Consider the following 20,255-nt stretch of genomic DNA (forward strand, 5'->3'; position numbering starts at 1 on the left):
GATGCAGGGAGAAAAGATTCCAGCGACCGTCATCACCGGCTTCTTAGGTTCCGGCAAGACGACGCTGATCCGCAATCTGCTGGAAAACGCCAATGGCAAGCGCATCGCGCTTATCATCAATGAGTTTGGTGATCTGGGCGTTGACGGTGGGATTCTGAAAGGCTGTGGTATTGAAAGCTGCCGTGAGGAAGACGTGATCGAGCTTAACAATGGTTGCATCTGCTGCACTGTTGCCGATGACTTCATTCCGACCATGACCAAGCTTCTGGATCGTGCGGATCGTCCTGATCATATCGTGATCGAAACTTCTGGCCTGGCACTGCCTCAGCCGCTGGTCGCTGCTTTCAACTGGCCTGAAATCAAGACGCAGGTGACGGTCGACGGCGTGGTGACAGTTATCGATGCTGCTGCCGTTGCCGAAGGTCGTTTTGCTGACGACCACGACAAGGTGGATGCACAGCGCGCGGCGGACGAATCTCTTGATCATGAAAGCCCTTTAGAGGAACTTTTTGAGGATCAGATTCATGCGGCTGACCTTATCGTTCTGAACAAGGCCGATCTCGTTGATCCGGCCAAACTCGATAGCGTGAAGGCCGATGTGGCTGAACGCTCAACGCGCCGCGTCAACATGGTGCCAGCAAGCTTCGGCAAGCTTGGTGCGGATGTTCTGCTCGGCCTTGGCGTGGGTACGGAAGACGATATCGCCAACCGCAAGTCGCATCATGAAATCCATCATGCTGATGGTCACGAGCATGATCACGACGAGTTTGAAAGCTTTGTGGTGGAAGCAGGTTCGGTTGCTGATCCAAAGGCATTTACCGAAAAGCTCAAGGCCGTGATTGCGGAACATGATGTTCTGCGTCTCAAAGGTTTTGTCGATGTGCCGGGCAAGCCGATGCGTCTCGTTGTGCAGGCCGTTGGTCCACGGATTGAGCATTATTTCGACCGCCCGTGGGGCAAGGATGAAGCGCGCAATACGCGTCTTGTCGTCATTGGCCTGCATGAGATCGATGAACAGGCAATCACCAAAGCCGTGAAAGACGCTGTTTCGTAATGCATCTTTTACTTGCCCAGAAAGGAACGATAAGCGACGGCAATGAGGCCGTCGACCTCGGCCAGACGCCGGGTGACATATTGTTCCTTTCCGCTGCCGATACGGAACTGGCAAGCCTTGCTCAAGCACATAAGCTTGGGCAAAGCGGGCCAAGTCTCCGACACAGTGTGCGACTGGCCAACTTTCTAAGCCTCACGCATCCCATGTCGGTCGACGCTTATATCGAGCGCACGGCACAACATGCGAAGCTTATCGTCGTGCGGATTATTGGTGGCGAGACCTATTGGCCTTATGGGCTTGAGGCGCTTCATGCCTGTGCGGTTTCGCACGGCATCAAGATCGCCGTGCTGCCGGGTGATGATAAGCCCGATTACGGGCTGACAAGGTTTTCGACCGTGCCAGCGCAGGAGCGGGATGCTCTCTGGCAATATCTGATCGAAGGCGGGGCCGCCAATACGTCGCGCTTTCTCGATTATTGTTGCGCACTGATTGATGAGAGCGAAAAGCCGGAAGAGGCGGCACCGCTTCTAAAAGCTGGGCTGTGGTGGCCCAATATGGCCGCGCCTTCGCTTGATCTCATCCGCCAGCAATGGAAGGTCGCTGATGCGCCTGCTGCGGCAATCATTTTTTATCGTGCGCTGGTGCAGAGCGGACAGACACAGCCGGTCGAAGCACTGATCAGGGCATTGCAGGCCAAGGGCCTGAACCCGGTTCCGATCTTTGTTTCCAGCCTCAAGGACAGACTTTCGGCAGCAGTTGTCGATGGACTGTTTGAAGATTGCTCGCCGGATATTGTGCTCAATGCAACCGGCTTTGCGATTTCGTCGCCGGGTGCCGAGCGTAAACCGACCGTGCTGGATAAGCGTGGCAATATGGTTTTGCAGGTGATCTTTTCCGGTACGCCAAAAGCGACATGGAAGGCCTCGCAGCAGGGGCTACTGGCGCGCGATCTCGCGATGAATGTGGCGCTGCCGGAAGTGGACGGTCGCGTGCTGTCACGTGCGGTGTCGTTTAAATCTGCAAAGCAATTCGATAGCGCCGTTGAAGCCAATATTGTTACCCACGAGCCGGATGCCGGTCGCGTGGCTTTTGTCGCGGAACTGGCGGCAAACTGGGTGCGCCTTAAGCGCAAATCGCGGCAAGAACGCCGCGTTGCGTTGATCCTCGCCAATTATCCAAACCGCGATGGCAGGCTGGGCAATGGTGTTGGGCTTGATACGCCTGCGGGAACGGTGGAAGTGCTCCTGGCTATGGCGGGCGAGGGCTATCAGGTGGGCGATGTGCCTGCCAATAGTGATGCTTTCATGCAGCTTTTAATGGCTGGCCCAACCAATGCCGCGCGTGACGGGCGTGTAATCCGCGAAGTCATTTCTCTGAATCAATACAAGGCTTTCTTTGCAAAGCTTCCGAATGTGATTCAGAATGAAGTGACAATGCGCTGGGGAGCGCCGGAAGGTGATCCATATTTCGCAAATGAGCTTAATGTTTTTGCACTGCCGCTGATGAAACTGGGCGAAACCATTGCCGGTATTCAGCCAGCACGCGGCTATAATATCGATCCGAAAGAGACCTACCATTCGCCTGATCTGGTGCCACCGCATGGCTATATCGCATTCTACGCCTATCTGCGTGACGTGGCGAAGATCGATGCCATCGTGCATATGGGCAAGCATGGCAATCTGGAATGGCTGCCCGGTAAAGCCTTAGCGTTATCGGAGAACTGCTATCCCGAAGCGGTCTTCGGTCCAACACCGCATGTCTATCCGTTTATCGTCAATGATCCGGGTGAAGGCACGCAGGCCAAGCGCCGTGCGGGTGCGGTGATCATCGATCATCTGACACCGCCGCTTACACGTGCCGAAAGCTATGGCCCGCTTAAAGATCTGGAAGCGCTGGTTGATGAGTATTACGAGGCTTCGGGCGTTGATCCGCGGCGTCTGTTGCGGTTGAAAGCGCAGATTCTTGATCTGGTGCGCGATATTGGTCTCGACCGCGACGCGGGCATTCACGACCATGACGATGAAGATATGGCGCTGCAAAAGCTTGATGCCTATCTCTGCGATCTCAAGGAAATGCAGATCCGTGATGGGCTGCATATTTTTGGGCTGGCCCCTGAAGGGCGTTCGCTCACTGATTTGCTGGTAGCACTGGCACGCGTTCCGCGTGGCATTCCTGTTGCGCTGGGTGGTTTGCCGGGCGAACAGAGCCTGCAACGGGCAATCGCAAAAGATGCAGACCTTGGCGAAGAATTTGATCCGCTTGATTGTGCAATGGCTGATCCGTGGATCGGGCCGAAGCCTGCACTGCTGGTGGCTGTAAGTCCTGCAAGCTGGCGTATTGCGGGCGATACCGTTGAACGTATTGAATTGCTTGCTGCTCAGTTTGTTGAGGGCGAAGTTGAGTGCCCGGCAGATTGGATGCAGACCAATGCCGTGTTGCAATCGATCAATGATCATTTGCGCCCAATGGTGACATTCTGCGGACCTTCAGAGATCGAAGGTTTTCTGTCTGCTATTTCAGGGCGCTTTGTGCCGCCGGGGCCATCGGGTGCGCCAACGCGTGGACGGCCCGATGTCTTGCCAACCGGGCGTAATTTCTTCTCGACCGATAGCCGTGCCGTGCCTACACCAGCGGCGTGGGAATTGGGGCGCAAGTCGGCGGAACTGCTCATCACGCGTTATACGCAGGATCACGGCGAGTGGCCGACCTCGTTTGGTCTCACCGCATGGGGAACCTCCAACATGCGCACTGGCGGCGATGATATTGCGCAGGCGCTTGCGCTCATCGGTGTGAAACCTGTCTGGGATATGGCTTCGCGGCGCGTCACCGGCTACGAGATCGTGCCGATTGCCAAGCTTGGTCGCCCGCGTGTGGATGTGACTTTGCGTATTTCCGGCTTTTTCCGTGATGCATTCCCTGAGCAGATTGCGCTGTTTGACAAGGCCGTTCGTGCAGTGGGCGCACTTGACGAAGAGGCGGATGATAATCCGATTGGTGCACGGATCAAAGCAGAGCAAGCACGGCTTATCGCAACGGGTGCCGATGAAAAGACCGCCGAGCGTCGCGCAGGCTATCGTGTGTTTGGATCAAAACCCGGTGCCTATGGTGCTGGATTGCAGGCACTGATTGACGAAAATGGCTGGGCTGGTCGCAACGATCTGGCAGAAGCCTGGCTCGTCTGGGGTGGCTATGCCTATGGCGCGGGCGAAGAGGGGCAGGCAGAACGCGGGCTGCTTGAAGAGCGGCTTCGCTCTGTTCAGGCAGTGGTGCAAAATCAGGATAATCGCGAGCACGATTTGCTCGACAGCGACGATTATTATCAGTTCGAAGGTGGAATGGCTGCGACTGTTGAGAACCTGACGGGCGCGATGCCGACCGTCTATCACAACGATCATTCAAAACCTGAGAAGCCGGTTATCCGTACGCTCGAAGAAGAGCTGGCGCGGGTTGTGCGTGGCCGTGCGGCAAACCCTAAGTGGATCGCGGGTGTTATGCGTCACGGCTATAAGGGCGCTGCGGAAATTGCTGCTACCGTCGATTATCTTTTCGCTTTCGCGGCAACGACTGGCAAAGTCGGCAATCATCATTTCGAGGCTGTCTATCAGGCCTATATCGCTGATAGAGCGGTGCATGATTTTATGCTTGAGAAAAATCCGGCTGCGCTGAGTGAAACCGCTTCAAAGCTCAACGATGCAATTGAACGTGGCTTCTGGGTGCCACGTTCCAATTCAGCACGGTTTGAGCTGGAAAACCTTATGGAGTACCGCACGAAAACGATGATGTGACGTGCCACTCTTTGTTTGTAAGCAAAGTCCGATCTGGAAGATCTGTCATCTTCCATGGACCTTGCTAAACTTAAAAAACTGATTCCGGAAAGGGCATTAAATGGCTGAGAAATCTGCGAAACTTCTTTCGATGACGGAAGAGGAATTGAATGCCCGTCATGCGGATAAGATGCGCAAGAAGAAAGCGGCGCGTGATAAGATTCAAGCCACTAAGACCGACGAAAAAGGTTTGGTCATTGTCCATACAGGCAAAGGCAAGGGTAAGTCGAGCGCAGGCTTCGGTATGGTTTTCCGCGCACTTGGCCATGGTATGAAGATTGGTGTCGTGCAGTTTGTCAAAGGTTCATGGGATACCGGCGAGCGCTGGGTACTGGAGAAGTTTCCGGAGCAGGTGACGATCTCGGCACTCGGTGAAGGCTTTACATGGGAAACGCAGGATCGTGCCCGCGATATCGCCATGGCGCGCGATGCATGGGAACAGGCTAAGGCCCTGATCCTCGATGAAAGCTATGACATGGTGCTTTGCGACGAGCTCAATATCGTGCTTCGCTATGATTATCTGCCTGTCGAGGAAATCATCGAAGTGCTTGCCGCCAAGCCTGAGATGAAACACGTCATCATCACTGGCCGCAATGCCAAGGATGAGCTGATCGAGTTTGCTGATCTTGTCACCGAGATGGAAATGATCAAACATCCGTTCCGTTCAGGCGTGAAGGCGCAGAAGGGGATCGAGTTCTGATTATGATAGCGAGCTGGCAATTCTGGGCATTGATGTCGGCAGTTTTCGCTGCCTTGACGGCGATATTCGCCAAGGTCGGCATTCAAGGCATCAATTCTGACTTTGCCACGCTGGTTCGCACGCTGGTGATTATCGGCGCACTGTGTCTTTTTCTGACCGTGACAGGCCAATGGCAGAAGCCCGGCGAAATTTCCGCAAAGTCTTGGGTGTTTCTCGTGCTATCCGGTCTTGCGACCGGTGCGTCATGGCTTGCCTATTTCCGGGCGCTGCAAATTGGTGATGCGTCACGCGTCGCCCCTGTCGATAAACTGTCAGTCGTATTAGTCGCGCTTTTCGGTGCAGTATTTCTTGGCGAACGCATGTCTACGATCAACTGGCTTGGAATTGCGCTGATCGGCTGTGGTGTTGTGCTGGTAGCGCTGAGGATTTAGAGCGCATCCCGAAAAGTGCGAAGCGGTTTTCGGATATAGATGCGCGTTGAAACAAATAACTAGAAACCTATCATCTGGCGAATGGGATTGCTCGGCTCCATGAGAAGCCGCACGGCAAGCGCGAGGCTCACCACAATCAGCAGGGGCTTTATGATGCGTGAGCCAATCTTCATGGCAAGGCTTGCACCGATCTGAGCGCCGATGAACTGTGCAATCCCCATACAGATGCCTAGTTTCCAGTTGATCGTGCCAACGAGCGCAAAAGTGGCAAAGCCGCCGATATTGGATGCGCAATTGAGCAGCTTGGTATGAGCGGTTGCTTTCAGTACGCCGTAGCCTGCCAGTGCGACGAATGCCAGCATGAAGAATGAGCCGGTTCCCGGACCGAACAGCCCGTCGTAAAAGCCAATCAATGGAACCAGCGTGACGCCAAACAGGAAGGGTCCTATCCGACGTGCGCGATCCACATCACCAAGGCTTGGTTTCACCGCAAAGTAAATGGCAATCGCGATCAGCAGAATTGGCAAGGCTGCCCGCATGATATCGACTGGCAGGACAGTTGCCAAAAGCGCACCAAAAACTGAACCGACCAGCGATGCAATGGCTTCGGGCCATTGTTCCTTGATGTTCACATGGCCTTTGCGCGCGTAGGCAATGGTTGCAGAGGAAGAGCCGAACAGGCCTTGCAACTTGTTTGTGCCAAGCGCTTCGACAGGTGGCACACCTGCCAGAAGCAATGCCGGGATCGTAATCATACCGCCTCCGCCTGCGATAGAATCGATAATGCCCGCAATGAAAGCGGCCATGGTCAGGAGGAGCGTCAATGTATCGAAAAATTCAAGCATGGAGGGGGTCCGGCAAAAGTTGATGCAACATAGAGCAGACAACCTGATTGCGCCAGACGCGTTTCTCCTGCTTTTTCGGGTAAAGACGAGGGCGGGAACTTGCTGGCGCTTGCGTTGTTTTTTTGTTCAGGCATCATTATTGATGCAGGTCAGGTTGGTAACAGGAGACGGTCATCCATGAGCGAAAGCATTTTCGAACGCATTACTGCGTTTCTCAGCAAAAAGAGTGCTGTGCAGCGTGTCGCCGAAGATCCGGCACTCGCTTCGGAACTGCTTCTTCTGCTTCATGTGGTTTTTGCCGATGGCGATCGTCATCCGGCAGAAATTGCAGCTTTCAGAGATATCGTTTCCGAGAATTTTGGTATTTCGGCGGAAGAGCTGCCGGAAGTTACCGAGTATCTTAAAGACTTCGGCTATGAGACCACCACCAAGCAGGCGGCTTCTATGCTGGCTGAAATGGCCCCTGAACGCCGTGCATCACTACTGCGCGATCTGATGCGCATTGCGCGTGCAGATAATCATGTTGATCAGTCCGAAACAGCGATGATCAAGCGCATTGCCGACATCCTTGGCGTTACAGCGGATGATTTGCGGCAGGCTCAGCAGCTGGCCCCGCAGTCGGCACCTCGTGCAGTCTAAGGAAAAATGGGCTGCGCTTGGGATGGGAAGTTCGTCAGGCGTAAGTCTCGAGGAACTCGTTTCATTAGCAGACAAGGTTTTGCTTAAAGCCGGTTTGAAGCGACCTTCTGTCATAGCGACAATTTCCACTAAGCAAGGTGATCCGGTCTGGGCCAAGCTTGCTCAACATTATGGTAGCGAGCTGCTCTTCTTTGATGCCGTGCGGCTTGAAGAAGAAACGCCAAAGTTGAAGCACCCGTCGGACGTGGTTTTCGCTACGGTCGGATGCCATGGCGTTGCAGAATCTGCAGCGCTTGCTGCGGCCGGAGATGATGCAGAATTGCTGATCGGAAAAACGACCAGTGAATGTGCCACCGCAGCGATTGCGGTGACACGGAGCGTATGAATTACGCGATCTTCACCTTGCGACGTTGCACGATGTAGGTTGCAACAGTCGCAACGAGCAGCAGGGCAGCGGTTGCAACGATGACAGCCACATAGGCATTTTCGAATGCCTGCGATGCGAGGGTAGTCAGAGTATAGGCATCCGCTTCCGGCATCGATTGTGCAGCGAGAAGCGCTTCATCCAGGCTGTCGCGGACAACAGATGGAATGCTTGAGCCTGCAGGCAGGATAAGGCTGGCGGTATAGAATGCCGACAGGATACTGCCGAAGATCGTCACACCCAGCGCATTGCCAAGTTCAAACGAAACTTCCTCGACAGATGCCGCCATGCCAGCCTTTTCGGCCGGTGCATTACCCATGATTGACGAGGATGCGCCGGTCATTGCACAGCCAACACCAAAACCGAGGACAGCAAGCCCTGCCAGATAGAAATGCGTCGAGAGCTTATAGGTCAGGATATAGATCACCACACCGAGAGCGGTGATGCCGAGCGACGCCCAAAGCACCTTGCCTGCGCCAAGGCGCGGCAACATCATGCCAGCCAGCGGTCCAGCTACAAAGGCCGCAAGCGGAATAGGCAAGATCATCAGGCCAGCCTGCAAAGGCGTCATGCCTTCGATCAGCTGCATGCGCTGGCTGAACACCAGTTCCATACCAGTCATCGAACCTGATGCAACGAGAGCCGCAAACACACCTGTTGAGAACAGCCTGTTGTTAAAAAGCGAGAAGTCGATGAGCGGCTCCTTGCTTGAAAACTGACGGCGCACGAAAATGGTCGTTGCGATGAGGCCGAGAATCAAAGCGCTCGCAAAGACAGTCATCGATGCATCGCGCTTGGCAAGTTCCTTGACGGCATAGGTCAATGCGATCAGGCCGATCATAATCTGGATCGAGCCGACGAGATCCCATTTGCGCTTGGAGCCAAGGGGACGATTTTCAAGGTTGAAGGCTGAAAGTGCCAGGGCCACCAGTACAACAGGCACGTTAATCAGGAACACTGAGCCCCACCAGAAATATTCGAGCAGTACACCGCCCGCGACAGGGCCGATGGCAGCGCCACCCGAAGCAATCGCCGCCCAGATGCCAATGGCAAGCGAGCGTTCTTTTTCATCGGTGAAGGTCAGTCGAATGATGGAAAGCGTAGCAGGCATCATCATCGCCGCGCCACAAGCGAGAAATGCGCGGGCTGCGATCAGCACTTCCGGGTTTGGCGAATAGGCTGCGCAAAGCGAAGCAAGGCCAAACACCACCAGGCCATTCATGAACATGTGCTTGTGGCCGAGCTTGTCACCCAGCGTGCCGAGGCCCGGCAGCAGGCCTGCCACCACCAGCGGGTAGATATTCATGATCCAGAGCTTTTCGGAAGCACTTGCCGCCAGATCATGGGTGAGGCGTGGCAGCGCTGTGTAAAGCACTGTCATATCCACAACGATCAGGAACAACGCGCTGGAAACAATTGCGAGAACGAGCCAGCGATTTTGCGGCAACATCGGATTATACCTTTTCAATACGAGCGTATTCAAACTTGTCAGGGTGGCTGACATAATATAAATCCGTCCGTATGGAAAGTAAGAAATTGCAGAAAACCGGCCGTCCGCGCTCAATCGACCGTGACCACGTCCTGGATATGGCCGAGAAGCTGGTTGCCGAAGGTGGTATCGTTGCGCTGACCATGGATGCGGTGGCACAGGCCTCCGGTGTTACCAAGGGCGGCGTCCAATATTGCTTTGGTAACAAAGACGGGCTGATGAAAGCTATGATCGAGCGGTGGGGCGACCGGTTCGACGATTTGGTGACAGCGCGCAAACAGCACAGACAAGATGCGATTTCACATATTGCTGCCCATATCGCGGTGACGCGCGAAAGCGATGCTGAGGACGATTCACGATTTGCCGCCATGATGGCGAGCCTTATTCCCAACTCCCATTATCTCGATGAAACGCGGACCTGGTATCGCAAGCAGTGGGATGGACTTGATGTTTCGACACCTGCAGGCAGGCGCGCGCGACTTGCTTTCATTGCCAATGAGGGTGCATTTCTGCTCAGAAGCTTCAACTTCTTCGAGCTGACACCGGAAGAGTGGCAGTCGATCTTCAATGATATTCAAGGACTTTTGCCTGAAAAAGATTGACTCTTCTGCCACCTGAAAGGCATTCGAAACGCCTGAACAGAGGAAGAAAACGTGACAGTTCATTTCATTGGAGCCGGTCCCGGTGCCGCCGACCTCATCACCGTGCGTGGTTTGCGACTGATCGAAAGCTGTCAGGTCTGCATTTATGCAGGATCGCTGGTGCCAAAAGAAGTTGTTGCATCTGCACCCAAAAATGCGCTGCTGATTGATAGTTCCTCTCTGACCCTATACGAAATCATTGCGGCGATTGAGGCGGCGCATGCCGAAGGTCATGATGTTGCACGCGTGCATTCAGGCGATCCGTCGATTTATGGCGCGATGGCCGAGCAGATGCGCAGGCTTGATGCGCTCGGCATCCCTTATGACGTGACGCCGGGTGTCCCGGCTTTTGTAGCGGCTGCAGCTGCAATGAAACAGGAACTGACAATTCCGGAAGTTAACCAGAGCATTATTCTGACGCGGACTTCGGTAAAATCATCTGCTATGCCGGAAGGTGAGGATCTCGCCACACTGGGTAAATCTGGCGCGACATTGGTCATTCACCTGTCGATCCGGAACCTTGCGAAGATCGAAACCGAGCTGACGCCACTATACGGTTCTGATTGTCCGGTGGTCGTTGCATACCGAATTGGGTGGCCAGACGAGCAGATATTGCGCGGAAAACTGTCTGATATTACCGAGAAAGTGGAGCTTTCTGGCGTCAAAAGAACGGCGATGGTGTTCATTGGACGTAGTCTTGACCCGAAGAACTTCCGGGATTCAGCGCTTTATCATGAAGCGCATAGCCATGTTGCGCGCTCAAAACCTTAAAGCTGAACGCGCAAATTCAATTGCTTTATCCGCAGTGGCGACAACAGTTTTGGCTTCAACGGGTGGGCGTGCGATCATCAGTATAGGTAAGGCGAGATCGCGCGCTGCCTCGATTTTCGCATAGGATATGTTGCCACCAGAATTGCGGTTGACAATCAGGCCGATCTTTCGCCCGCTCAGGAATTGCTTCTCAGATTCATAGTTTCCGGGTTTTGCCAGAACGATTTCACAATCGCGTGGAAGTGTTACTTCCGGCGGGTCGATCATCCTTATGATGAAGTGGACATCGCCACGATCTGCAAAGGGTTTGATATGTTGGCGGCCCAGTGCGAGCAGAACACGCTCACCAGCGGGGATCAAGGTTGCAGCCTGCGCTTCGTTCTCGACCTCAATCCAGCTATCGCCGCTTGCCTTTTCCCATGCTGGACGTTCAAGCCGCAGTAGCGGAATATTTGCCATATCGGATGCCACGACAGCATTGTGTGAAATGCGCGTTGCATAGGGATGCGTCGCATCGATCAGAAGATCGATTTTCTCGATTGCCAGAAAATTGGCCAGACCTTCTGCGCCTCCAAATCCGCCAATCCGCAGCTTGCCGCTGACTGGAGCAGGGTTGGCCGTTCGGCCTGCAAGCGAGGTGATAGCTTCGACGGGGAGGGCCTCCAGTAAGGAAGCAAGCTTTGATGCTTCAGCAGTGCCGCCAAGAATGAGTATTTTAGAGGCAGGCAAGGATATTGCCTTTGCGATCCGTCACAATGATTTCGACCTCAACAGGTGCGCCGCGCAGGGTTTCGAGCGCCACCTGCTTAGCTTTTTCAGCGATCGGTGTAGCCATGTCGATGTCAACGCTTTGAGTCATTTCAAGCACTTCCAGTGCAGTGTTCGCAAAAAGAATCCGGTCCTTCATGTCGCTTGGCGCGCCAGCCTTTTCAGCAATAGTCCAGAGGAAGCTTTTATCGACCTGTGAGCGCGCGGAATGAAGATCAAGTTCACCCTGAGCAAGTTTTGTCAGCTTGGCGAATCCGCCTGCAAGGGTAAGTTTATCGATGGGATGCGCTCGCAGATATTTGAGTACGCCACCGGCAAAATCACCCATGTCGAGAATTGCAAAATCCGGCAGATCATAAAGTGCTTGTGCTGCGTCTTCAGAGGTTGAGCCGGTCGCAGCGAGTACATGTTTTTGCTTTTCAGCACGCGCTACATCTATGCCGCGATGGATAGAATGGATCCATGCTGAACACGAAAATGGATGCACAACGCCTGTCGTACCCAAGATGGAAATACCGCCAACGATACCAAGGCGCGGGTTCCACGTTTTCTGCGCAATTTCTTCGCCGCCCGGAACGGAAATCGTAATCACCAGATCAGCAGGCAGACCATATTCCGCACATATCTGTTCGCAGATCTCTGTCATCATGCGGCGCGGAGTTGGATTGATTGCCGCTTCGCCCGGCTGAATTTGCAAGCCGGATCGGGTTACGGTGCCTACGCCTTCACCAGCCTGAAACACAATGCCTGTGCCGGGAGGGGCAGGGAAAACGGTTGAAATGATTGTTGCGCCGTGCGTGACATCTGGATCGTCACCCGCATCCTTGACGATACCCGCCATGGCATAGCCTTCACCCAGCCCTTCATATTCAAGCTGGAAATAGGGAACTTCGCCTTTGGGTAGGATGATGCCGACAGGATCGGGGAATTCACCGGTGATGAGCGCAGTCAGCGCTGCCTTGGTGGCAGCTGTGGCACAGGCGCCCGTCGTCCAGCCGCGACGCAGTTCGGCTTTTTCTGGTAGTTTATTAGTAGGGGCGGTTTCATCGTTCATGGACGCCTTATAATGTATCTGATAGCTGTGCCGCTAGTGGATTGAATTTTACGTTTGTATTTCTGCTGAAATAGGCGTCGTAACAAACGTTAAATTCGAAAAATCCACTAGATAGAATTATGGTTGATGACGATGAATAAGCCTGAACATGCGCCGGAATGTATTGTTGCGAAGAGCAAAGTCAGCTTGCCGGCGATACAGCCCGGGCATGTCTGGCTTGTTGGTGCCGGTCCGGGTGATCCGGGCCTTCTCACATTGCACGCGGTGAACGCGCTGCGAGACGCGGATGTTATTGTCTATGATGCGCTGGTTGATGAAGCCTGTCTTTCACTCAAGCGCGATGACGCAATTGTTGAATACGCAGGCAAACGAGGTGGCAAGCCTTCACCAAAGCAGCGCGATATTTCGCTGCGACTGGTTGAGCTAGCTCAGGAAGGCAAGAAGGTTCTGCGCCTGAAAGGTGGTGATCCATTCGTCTTTGGGCGCGGAGCCGAGGAAGCGCTGACGCTTGTTGAACATGGCGTGCCGTTTCGCATTGTGCCAGGCATTACAGCGGGTATCGGCGGTCTTGCCTATGCAGGAATTGCGGCCACGCATCGCGATATCAACCAATCAGTTACATTCCTCACGGGCCACGATGCAACAGGGCTGATGCCAGATCGTATTAATTGGGAGGGCATTGCTCAGTCTTCTCCGGTTATTGTGATGTATATGGCGATGAAGCATATCGACCTCATCACAGAGCGTCTGATGACAGCAGGACGCTCGCCAGATGAGCCGGTCGCATTTGTCTGCAATGCCAGCTTGCCTGAACAGGTGGTTCTGGAGACAACATTGTCACGCGCGGTTGTAGATGTAGAAGCATCGGGTCTCAAGCCACCGGCAATCGTGGTTGTGGGAGAGGTAGTGAAGCTACGTGCTGGGCTTGACTGGGCCGGTGCATCTCAGGGTCGAAAACTGACAAGCGATCCGCTTCATCTTAGCAGAGAGAAGAGCGCATGAAGGGTTTCATGATTGCAGCGCCGGCTTCCGGTTCAGGCAAAACCACTTTGACGCTTGGGCTGCTGCGCGCTCTAAAGCGGCGCGGCGAGGCGCTTGCACCCGCGAAAGCTGGCCCTGATTACATTGATCCTGCCTACCATAAGTCTGCGAGCGGTGTGGATTGCTTCAATCTTGATCCATGGGCCATGCGGCCAGAGCTTATCAGTGCCATTTCATCCCGCATGACTGAGGGCAACAAGCTGCTGGTTGTCGAAGGCATGATGGGGCTTTTCGACGGAGCGCTCGATGGAAAGGGTTCGTCAGCAGATTTGGCGCGAACTCTTGATCTGCCAGTGGTTCTGGTGGTCGATTGCGCCCGCCAATCCCATTCCATTGCTGCACTCATTTCGGGTTTCAGCCAGTTTCGCAAAGATGTGCTGATTGCCGGGGTCATCCTCAACCGGGTTGGCAGCGGCAGACATGAGACCATGCTGCGCGAAGCGATCAAACCGCTCGGTATTGCCGTTCTGGGCCTAATTCCGCGAGATGAAGCGCTGGTTCTGCCTTCAAGGCATTTGGGTCTCGTTCAGGCCGGTGAACATGCCGATCTGGAGCGTTTCCTAGAGCACGCTGCGGATGTGGTTGATGCGCATATTGATTTAAGCGCATTAGAGCATATCTGGTCGCGGCCAAAGCATCATGAGGCTATGGCGAATGTTCCTCGCCTCACGCCGCTTGGAAACCGCATTGCAGTCGCGCGAGACGACGCCTTTGCCTTTGCCTATGCGCATCTGCTTGCAGGCTGGCGCAGGCGTGGTGCGGAGCTTTCATTCTTTTCACCGCTCGCTAATGAAACGCCCGATGAAAGCGCTGACGCCATTTATCTGCCGGGAGGCTATCCTGAGCTTCATGCCGGAAAATTAAGCCAAGCGAAGTGTTTCCTGCAGGGCATGAGGCGCGCTGCGGATCGTGGTGCGCGCATTTACGGCGAGTGTGGCGGCTATATGGTGCTGGGTGAGACGCTGGAAGATTCGTCATCGGTTAAGCACGCTATGCTTGGGCTGCTTCCGCTTGAAACAAGCTTTGCCAAACGCAAAATGCACCTTGGTTATCGCAAACTGGAACCTTTGTCGGGTTCGCCATGGCCATTGCCGCTTTCGGCTCATGAGTTTCACTATGCCAGTATTGTGCTTGAAGGTAAGGCCGAACGGCTGTTCCGCGTCCGCGATGCGTTGGGTGAAGAGTTGGGAGAGGCGGGACTTCGCGTTGGTTCAGTTGCTGGCTCCTTCATGCATGTGATTGATTTTTCCGGAGAGAATGCCTGAACATGACTATTGAGCATGGCGGAGCGCTGGATAAGGCTATTGCGCGCTTTGGTGGCAAGGCCGAAGACTGGCTTGATCTTTCAACGGGTATCAATCCCGAACATTTTCCTCTGCCGGAACTGGCTGCGCCCTTGTGGAACCGTTTGCCGGATGAGGGGCTATTGTTGCGGGTTCTGACTGCGGCGCGTTCCTATTACGAAGCGGGTCAGAATGCGCCAATCGTTGCCAGCTCGGGAACGCAGGCGCTTATTCAGCTTATTCCGACATTGCTTGAACCTGCGACGGTCGCCATTTTGGGCCCGACCTATCAGGAACATGCGGCAGCTTTTGAAGCGGCAAACTGGAATGTGATCGAATGTGCGACGCTCGACGACATCCCAGAGAATGCGCTGGTGGTCACAATCGTCAATCCGAACAACCCGGATGGCCGGACTATTGCGCGGCCTGATTTGCTGGGGCTTGCGCGAAAGTTGGGCGAGCGGGGTGGTTTTCTGGTTGTGGATGAGGCTTTTGCCGATCCGCATCCGGAGGTGAGCATTGCAAGACATGCTGCGAATGCGCCGCTGGTCGTGTTGAAATCCTTCGGCAAGTTCTTTGGCCTTGCAGGCGTCCGGCTTGGGTTCCTGCTTGCAAATGATGAGCTTGTGAAGCGCGTTGCAGACAGGCTCGGTCCATGGGCTGTGGCGGGACCAACACTTGCGATTGCACTCCATGCTTTCGAAAGTGGTGTTGAGCTTGAGGCCTTTCACGGACGCATTGATACAAGACGGGCTGAACTTGCCGCGACGCTCGCACATTGTCAGCTCTTGGAAGTAGGTGGCACAGCGTTGTTTTCGCTCGTTGAACATGAAAATGCTCATGCAATTTACGATGCACTTTGTGAGCAGCATATTCTTGTCCGAAAGTTTGCCTATGCACCAAGCTGGCTGCGCATCGGACTCGCGCCTGATCAGGCGGGCCTTATGAGATTTGAACAGGCATTGCGGGATATTCTCCGCTTGAAAAAGTGATTCAGGAAAGCGCATCAAGTCCATGGAAATAAAGCTGATTATTCTTGCTTTAGCGCTTGTTCTGGACCGGGTGGTGGGTGATCCGCCACAGCTCTGGCAGAAAGTTCCGCATCCGGTGGTTCTGTTTGGCAAGGCAATCAGCTGGGGTGAAAAACGTCTCAACGATCACAGTCTTTCCGTCAATGCACTGCGCAGCAATGGCATGTGGCTGATAATCGGACTGGTAATTTCATGTGTTGTGGTGGGGTTGGTGCTAGACTATTTGCTGCCTTATCTGGGGACAGCGGGCGCGCTGGTTGAAATCACCATCGTCGCAGTGTTTCTGGCTCAGAAAAGTCTTGCCGATCATGTGCGGGCGGTGGCCTCTGGGTTGCGTGAAGACGGTATTGAAGGTGGTCGCAAAGCGGTTTCGATGATTGTCGGACGTAACCCGGATCAGCTCGATGAAGGCGGTATCAGTCGCGCAGCGATCGAAAGCCTTTCCGAGAATGCGTCGGATGGCATTGTTGCTCCTGCTTTCTGGTTTCTCGTCGGCGGATTGCCGGGGCTGTTTGCGTATAAACTCATCAACACGGCAGACTCGATGATCGGGCATCTCAATGACCGCTATCGTCATTTCGGGCGCTTCGCTGCCCGTCTTGATGATGTTGCAAACTATATTCCAGCACGATTGACTGGTTTGCTGACTGCAATAGCTGCTGCGTTTACGGTTGATAAAAAAGCCGGGAAAAGAACACTATCCGTCATGTGGCGCGATGCGCGGCTGCACCGTTCGCCCAATGCTGGATGGCCGGAATCGGCCTTTGCAGGTGCGCTTGAGCTGGCACTTGCCGGACCGCGCCAATATGGATCGGAAAAGGTCGAAGCACCACTGTTTTATGGTGAGGGTAAGCGGGAAGCTGATGCAGACGATATCGATGCTGCGCTTTCGCTTTTCTGGTCGAGTATGAGCGTTATGACCGGGATTATTATCGCTGCAAGCCTGATCGGGCTTATCAGTCAGCTGTTATAAAATGCGTTCCATCATAGCGCTGCAGGCGATTTGGATTATCGCTGCGCATACCGTTACCATCGAATTTGATTGTGCCAAGTGCGGTTTCAAATGAGCTGTCGCGCAAGATATCAATAAGCGGCTGCTTTTGTTCCGCAGCTTTGCTGATCGCGGAAGTCGCGAGTTCAATGCTAGCAAAACCGGTGACGGAATAAGCTTCCGGCAGTTTGCCTGCCTGACTGATGGCCTCGACTGCCGTTTTTGCCGTCGAAAGATCCTGCGGCTTCAGAGGTGCAATCATCAGGGTTTCAGTGCTCAGTGGTTGAGCGCCCGGCGCTGCATTGAGGACGCTGCCGCCCGCGATCACCAGTGGATATTTAAGTGCCACGGCACTTGTGCCAATAGCTGCAATGTCGTCGCGTTCCCCACCGACATAAACATGCGTTGCTCCTGCACGACGCAGGCGCGCAACAAGCGCGTTTTGGTTTTCGAGGCCGGGGCGATATGTATCCGTGAAAACTGGCTGAAGCTGCTGGTCCTTCAGGTGAGCCAAAACCTGTCCAGCACGTTCGCGACCTTCAATCGTACCATCGTCTATGACCGCGAAGGGCTGGGAGCGCCATAGGCTTGCCAGAAAGCTACCCGTAGCACGCGTTTCCTTGTCCAGCCCCGTCGTAATGCGGTAAACCGGAAAAGGCGTTGCTGCACGCTTTTCTGTAAGGGTTTGTTCGCTGACGCCTGAGGCGATAACAGGGATATTGCGCTGGCCCAAAACGGGAAGTGCTGCTTCCAGCGCTTCCGAACAGAGAAACCCGGTTACGATCTGGACGTTTTCTTTGATGAAGGTTTCTGCGGCGGCTTTGCCACCTTCTGCATCACAGCGATCATCTGCAACGACGAGCTGCGCGTTTTTCGCACTGGCCGCCACGCGGGCGCCTTCGATCAGCTGGTTTCCAAGCGGGGCAAAGCCGCCACTCAAAGGCACTGCCATTCCAATGCGAATTTCAGTCGCATTTTCCTGCGCTGATGCTGGAAGGCAAAGCATTGTGAAAGCCGATAGCGCGAGGGCGAAGAGTTTCGTCCGGTTGAGAACGCGCAATTCCGGGCGGAAAACCGCTTCATGTCTATCCGGTAATTGCTCTGGCTTGATCACGCGATTTATCTTCTTCAAACATTTCATGGCTAATTGAACGAAAAGTGGGTAGCGGTTTCCTCGCCTTTGTGCAATGCCCGTATATGTATACAGGCAATCAGATATTGATTTCAGGAAGCCTGTCAGACAATACGGATGCTTGCTGACGTGCAAACGGATAAAAACACTACCTCAAATACTGTATCGCTCGAGCCGAAGACTTACCGCGATGCGATGAGTCATTATGCAGGTGCGGTGCAGGTTGTTACCACCGCAGGTGCTGCCGGAAGGCGCGGACTTACTTTAACTGCGGCCTGTTCAGTTTCGGATAACCCGCCAACTCTGCTGATATGCCTGCAGAAAATGCACGAAGAGAATCTGCTTTTCATCAAGAACGGCGTGTTTGCGGTTAATACGCTGGCAGGCTCACATCAGCAGCTTGCCGATGCGTTTTCAGGGCGCATAGGGCTTACGCAAGACGAGCGTTTCGAGCTGGCACAATGGGACATAATCGATACGGGTGCACCTGTACTCAAAGGCGCGCTGGCAGCTTTTGATTGTCGTGTGACAAGTGTGCAGGAGCATTCCACGCATCATGTACTGTTTGGCGAGGTCGTTGGCTTGCGTTCGAATGCAGACGAAGAAGCGCTGATTTATCTCAATCGCCGCTATCATACGCTGGAACTCTGAAATTGTTTGAGGGAGGGAGAATGAACAAGCGGGCTGGATTATTGGTGGGTTTGTTGCTGTTGACTGCAACATCCGCTTTTGCCCAAGGATCGCTCCCCCCGTTCAAGGATGACTATTTCGCCTATCCGGGCGTGCTAAGCAGCGCCGATAATGGCGACTATAAAGTCATCGATTACAACGAAATGCGCGATATCAATGGTCGCGATTCCGTGCCTGAAAAGCGCGTTAAAGACGCTTATGTTTCGCTAAAAGCGCGTGCATATCAGAAAGATGTCGTCTTCCAGACGGCGGCAGGGCCGGTAAAGGCCATGGCTGCTGGAAAGCAGAGCGGTGCGTCGTTTATCGTCATTTATCTGCACGGGCGCGGCGGTAATCGTCTGCAAGGCATGAATGATTTTACATTTGGCGGCAATTTCAACCGCTTGAAGAACCTTGCGGCGACCAATGGCGGACTTTATCTGACGCCGGACTTCAAGGATTTTGCGGCAACGGGCGAAGCGCAAGTTGCAGGGCTCATCGAAGCGGCGAAAGCGACTTCACCATCTGCACCACTTATACTGGCTTGTGGGTCGCAGGGTGGGGCGCTTTGCTGGCGTATCGCATCGAATGATAATGCGGGCAATCAGCTCTCCGGCCTGATACTTTTAGGTTCACTGTGGGATGAGGGCTTTTTCAAATCGCCGGCTTTCAAAAAGCGTGTGCCGGTGTTTTTCGGCCATGGCAGTCGCGATCCGGTTTTCGCAATCGATAAGCAGGAAGGCTTCTATCGAGAAATCCGCAAGCGCTCGCCCGGTTATCCCGTTCAGTTCCGTCGTTTTGAAAGCGGCAATCATGGAACGCCGATCAGAATGAGCGACTGGCGCGAGATGTTGAACTGGATATTCACGAAACAATGATGACGTCGTTGGGGATGCTCAACGAAAAACCGGCATTGTGGCCTTCCTGCCACTCGACAATCTGTCAAAAGCGAATAGTTATCTCAGTTAAAATTTTACCTAATCAGCAGATCGTAAGAGGTTGATCATGTACGGACGCACCCGCAACGGAGCCCGTTTGTTTGTTATTGCCATGCTGGCTCCTTTGGCTGCCGCTTGTACAACAACTACGCAGAATGCGACGGTTCCAGGCAAGTCTGAAGCGCCAGTAACAGCTTCGACTGTTTCGCTGCCACGTTTCATTCCAACGTCGACGGTCGATTCATCTTTGGCACAGCCTTGCATCACTGCTGCTGCCAATAAGTATTTCTTGCCTGAACGCGTGATCAGCGCAGTTAATTCGCGTCCGGGCGCCGGTGGTGGTACGGATGTTGACCTGAAGGTCGACCTGCGCACTGCAGTTTGTCAGGTTTCTGCAAATGGCTCGGTTCGTTCGGTTGTCGATACGTCGCCAAAGAGCGCAGATCAGATTGCAGCGGAAGCTGCTGCTGCTCAGGCTGCATCGGCTGCACCAGCACCGAAAAAGTCGAAGAAGAAGTGATTCAATAAAA

The 20,255-nt window shown here is 54.0% G+C and carries 20 protein-coding genes; 15 read left to right on the plus strand and 5 right to left on the minus strand.

What is annotated here, in order from left to right; translation table 11 throughout:
* The first annotated feature begins 1 nt into the window (after position 1).
* The 4 genes from cobW to QSJ70_RS01760 all read left to right on the plus strand — a co-directional run bounded on the left by cobW (position 2) and on the right by QSJ70_RS01760 (position 6,009).
* Positions 2-1,054: a cobalamin biosynthesis protein CobW gene (cobW, locus tag QSJ70_RS01745; protein WP_285534594.1), complete on the plus strand. Its 1,053-nt coding sequence runs from the start codon at positions 2-4 to the stop codon at positions 1,052-1,054.
* Complete coding sequence (gene cobN / locus QSJ70_RS01750) at positions 1,054-4,839, plus strand: cobaltochelatase subunit CobN (RefSeq protein WP_285534596.1); 3,786 nt, start codon at positions 1,054-1,056, stop codon at positions 4,837-4,839. The genes cobW and cobN overlap by 1 nt, the downstream gene beginning before the upstream one ends.
* A 100-nt stretch (positions 4,840-4,939) precedes the next feature.
* Positions 4,940-5,578 (plus strand): cob(I)yrinic acid a,c-diamide adenosyltransferase, encoded by a 639-nt coding sequence (cobO, locus tag QSJ70_RS01755; protein WP_064320764.1) that lies wholly within the window; start codon positions 4,940-4,942, stop codon positions 5,576-5,578.
* 2 nt (positions 5,579-5,580) lie between these two features.
* Positions 5,581-6,009 (plus strand): EamA family transporter, encoded by a 429-nt coding sequence (locus QSJ70_RS01760; protein WP_285534597.1) that lies wholly within the window; start codon positions 5,581-5,583, stop codon positions 6,007-6,009.
* Positions 6,010-6,068: 59 nt separating this feature from the next.
* On the opposite strand, the gene QSJ70_RS01765 is transcribed toward QSJ70_RS01760, so the two are convergent.
* Positions 6,069-6,854, minus strand: a complete 786-nt coding sequence (locus QSJ70_RS01765; protein ID WP_064320762.1) for a TSUP family transporter — start codon at positions 6,852-6,854, stop codon at positions 6,069-6,071.
* 177 nt (positions 6,855-7,031) lie between these two features.
* Between QSJ70_RS01765 and QSJ70_RS01770 the strand changes: the two genes are divergently transcribed.
* The gene (locus QSJ70_RS01770; RefSeq protein WP_007875568.1) at positions 7,032-7,493 is read left to right on the plus strand and encodes a tellurite resistance TerB family protein; all 462 of its coding nucleotides are present in this window, start codon (positions 7,032-7,034) and stop codon (positions 7,491-7,493) included.
* A gap of 22 nt (positions 7,494-7,515) precedes the next feature.
* Positions 7,516-7,878: a cobalamin biosynthesis protein gene (locus tag QSJ70_RS01775; protein WP_105518680.1), complete on the plus strand. Its 363-nt coding sequence runs from the start codon at positions 7,516-7,518 to the stop codon at positions 7,876-7,878.
* Between the two features lies 1 nt (position 7,879).
* On the opposite strand, the gene QSJ70_RS01780 is transcribed toward QSJ70_RS01775, so the two are convergent.
* Positions 7,880-9,421, minus strand: coding sequence for an MFS transporter (locus tag QSJ70_RS01780; protein WP_285534598.1), 1,542 nt, complete (start codon positions 9,419-9,421; stop codon positions 7,880-7,882).
* A 32-nt stretch (positions 9,422-9,453) separates the two neighbouring features.
* Here QSJ70_RS01780 and QSJ70_RS01785 point away from each other — a divergent pair, with 32 nt between their 5' ends.
* Positions 9,454-10,008: a TetR/AcrR family transcriptional regulator gene (locus tag QSJ70_RS01785; RefSeq protein WP_235820833.1), complete on the plus strand. Its 555-nt coding sequence runs from the start codon at positions 9,454-9,456 to the stop codon at positions 10,006-10,008.
* Between the two features lie 51 nt (positions 10,009-10,059).
* Entirely contained in the window at positions 10,060-10,818 is a 759-nt protein-coding gene (cobM, locus tag QSJ70_RS01790) for a precorrin-4 C(11)-methyltransferase (RefSeq protein ID WP_285534600.1), read from the plus strand.
* Here the strand turns inward: cobM and QSJ70_RS01795 are convergent.
* A complete protein-coding gene (locus QSJ70_RS01795; protein ID WP_285534601.1) occupies positions 10,807-11,547 on the minus strand; it encodes a cobalt-precorrin-6A reductase in 741 nt (246 codons plus the stop codon). The genes cobM and QSJ70_RS01795 overlap by 12 nt on opposite strands.
* A complete protein-coding gene (locus tag QSJ70_RS01800) occupies positions 11,534-12,640 on the minus strand; it encodes a cobalt-precorrin-5B (C(1))-methyltransferase (RefSeq protein ID WP_285534602.1) in 1,107 nt (368 codons plus the stop codon). The genes QSJ70_RS01795 and QSJ70_RS01800 overlap by 14 nt, the downstream gene beginning before the upstream one ends.
* A 132-nt stretch (positions 12,641-12,772) precedes the next feature.
* Here QSJ70_RS01800 and cobA point away from each other — a divergent pair, with 132 nt between their 5' ends.
* Genes cobA through cbiB form a run of 4 tightly spaced genes read left to right on the plus strand, consistent with a single transcriptional unit; the run spans position 12,773 to position 16,968 of the window.
* Entirely contained in the window at positions 12,773-13,642 is an 870-nt protein-coding gene (gene cobA, locus QSJ70_RS01805) for a uroporphyrinogen-III C-methyltransferase (RefSeq protein ID WP_285534724.1), read from the plus strand.
* On the plus strand, positions 13,639-14,946 hold the full coding sequence (locus QSJ70_RS01810; protein WP_064320755.1) for a cobyrinic acid a,c-diamide synthase CobB: 1,308 nt from the start codon (positions 13,639-13,641) through the stop codon (positions 14,944-14,946). The genes cobA and QSJ70_RS01810 overlap by 4 nt, the downstream gene beginning before the upstream one ends.
* The gene (gene cobD, locus QSJ70_RS01815; protein WP_285534726.1) at positions 14,943-15,956 is read left to right on the plus strand and encodes a threonine-phosphate decarboxylase CobD; all 1,014 of its coding nucleotides are present in this window, start codon (positions 14,943-14,945) and stop codon (positions 15,954-15,956) included. Before QSJ70_RS01810 ends, cobD begins: the two co-directional genes overlap by 4 nt.
* Before the next feature lie 22 nt (positions 15,957-15,978).
* Complete coding sequence (gene cbiB, locus QSJ70_RS01820) at positions 15,979-16,968, plus strand: adenosylcobinamide-phosphate synthase CbiB (RefSeq protein WP_285534603.1); 990 nt, start codon at positions 15,979-15,981, stop codon at positions 16,966-16,968.
* On the opposite strand, the gene QSJ70_RS01825 is transcribed toward cbiB, so the two are convergent.
* Complete coding sequence (locus tag QSJ70_RS01825; protein WP_502871658.1) at positions 16,952-18,127, minus strand: branched-chain amino acid ABC transporter substrate-binding protein; 1,176 nt, start codon at positions 18,125-18,127, stop codon at positions 16,952-16,954. The genes cbiB and QSJ70_RS01825 overlap by 17 nt on opposite strands.
* 108 nt (positions 18,128-18,235) lie before the next feature.
* Between QSJ70_RS01825 and QSJ70_RS01830 the strand changes: the two genes are divergently transcribed.
* The 3 genes from QSJ70_RS01830 (at position 18,236) to QSJ70_RS01840 (ending at position 20,245) form a co-directional block, all read left to right on the plus strand.
* Positions 18,236-18,769, plus strand: coding sequence for a flavin reductase (locus QSJ70_RS01830; RefSeq protein WP_064320752.1), 534 nt, complete (start codon positions 18,236-18,238; stop codon positions 18,767-18,769).
* A 20-nt stretch (positions 18,770-18,789) separates the two neighbouring features.
* Positions 18,790-19,665: an alpha/beta hydrolase gene (locus QSJ70_RS01835; protein WP_113498081.1), complete on the plus strand. Its 876-nt coding sequence runs from the start codon at positions 18,790-18,792 to the stop codon at positions 19,663-19,665.
* A 127-nt stretch (positions 19,666-19,792) separates the two neighbouring features.
* Positions 19,793-20,245, plus strand: a complete 453-nt coding sequence (locus tag QSJ70_RS01840) for a hypothetical protein (protein ID WP_007875549.1) — start codon at positions 19,793-19,795, stop codon at positions 20,243-20,245.
* Positions 20,246-20,255: the final 10 nt, after the last annotated feature.

The organism is Brucella sp. NBRC 12950, assembly GCF_030268145.1.
In the GTDB taxonomy this organism is placed as follows: Bacteria; Pseudomonadota; Alphaproteobacteria; order Rhizobiales; family Rhizobiaceae; genus Brucella.

Excerpts from the sequence above, each read along its gene's own strand:
- QSJ70_RS01800 (WP_285534602.1), bottom strand. The coding sequence starts at position 12,640 with ATGAACGATGAAACCGCCCCTACTAATAAACTACCAGAAAAAGCCGAA.
- QSJ70_RS01810 (WP_064320755.1), top strand. The coding sequence starts at position 13,639 with ATGAAGGGTTTCATGATTGCAGCGCCGGCTTCCGGTTCAGGCAAAACC.
- QSJ70_RS01840 (WP_007875549.1), top strand. The coding sequence starts at position 19,793 with ATGTACGGACGCACCCGCAACGGAGCCCGTTTGTTTGTTATTGCCATG.
- QSJ70_RS01825 (WP_502871658.1), bottom strand. The coding sequence starts at position 18,127 with ATGAAATGTTTGAAGAAGATAAATCGCGTGATCAAGCCAGAGCAATTA.
- QSJ70_RS01780 (WP_285534598.1), bottom strand. The coding sequence starts at position 9,421 with ATGTCAGCCACCCTGACAAGTTTGAATACGCTCGTATTGAAAAGGTAT.
- cobW (WP_285534594.1), top strand. The coding sequence starts at position 2 with ATGCAGGGAGAAAAGATTCCAGCGACCGTCATCACCGGCTTCTTAGGT.
- cbiB (WP_285534603.1), top strand. The coding sequence starts at position 15,979 with ATGGAAATAAAGCTGATTATTCTTGCTTTAGCGCTTGTTCTGGACCGG.
- QSJ70_RS01830 (WP_064320752.1), top strand. The coding sequence starts at position 18,236 with ATGCTTGCTGACGTGCAAACGGATAAAAACACTACCTCAAATACTGTA.
- cobA (WP_285534724.1), top strand. The coding sequence starts at position 12,773 with ATGAATAAGCCTGAACATGCGCCGGAATGTATTGTTGCGAAGAGCAAA.
- QSJ70_RS01835 (WP_113498081.1), top strand. The coding sequence starts at position 18,790 with ATGAACAAGCGGGCTGGATTATTGGTGGGTTTGTTGCTGTTGACTGCA.
- QSJ70_RS01770 (WP_007875568.1), top strand. The coding sequence starts at position 7,032 with ATGAGCGAAAGCATTTTCGAACGCATTACTGCGTTTCTCAGCAAAAAG.
- cobO (WP_064320764.1), top strand. The coding sequence starts at position 4,940 with ATGGCTGAGAAATCTGCGAAACTTCTTTCGATGACGGAAGAGGAATTG.
- cobN (WP_285534596.1), top strand. The coding sequence starts at position 1,054 with ATGCATCTTTTACTTGCCCAGAAAGGAACGATAAGCGACGGCAATGAG.
- QSJ70_RS01775 (WP_105518680.1), top strand. The coding sequence starts at position 7,516 with ATGGGAAGTTCGTCAGGCGTAAGTCTCGAGGAACTCGTTTCATTAGCA.
- QSJ70_RS01765 (WP_064320762.1), bottom strand. The coding sequence starts at position 6,854 with ATGCTTGAATTTTTCGATACATTGACGCTCCTCCTGACCATGGCCGCT.
- QSJ70_RS01760 (WP_285534597.1), top strand. The coding sequence starts at position 5,581 with ATGATAGCGAGCTGGCAATTCTGGGCATTGATGTCGGCAGTTTTCGCT.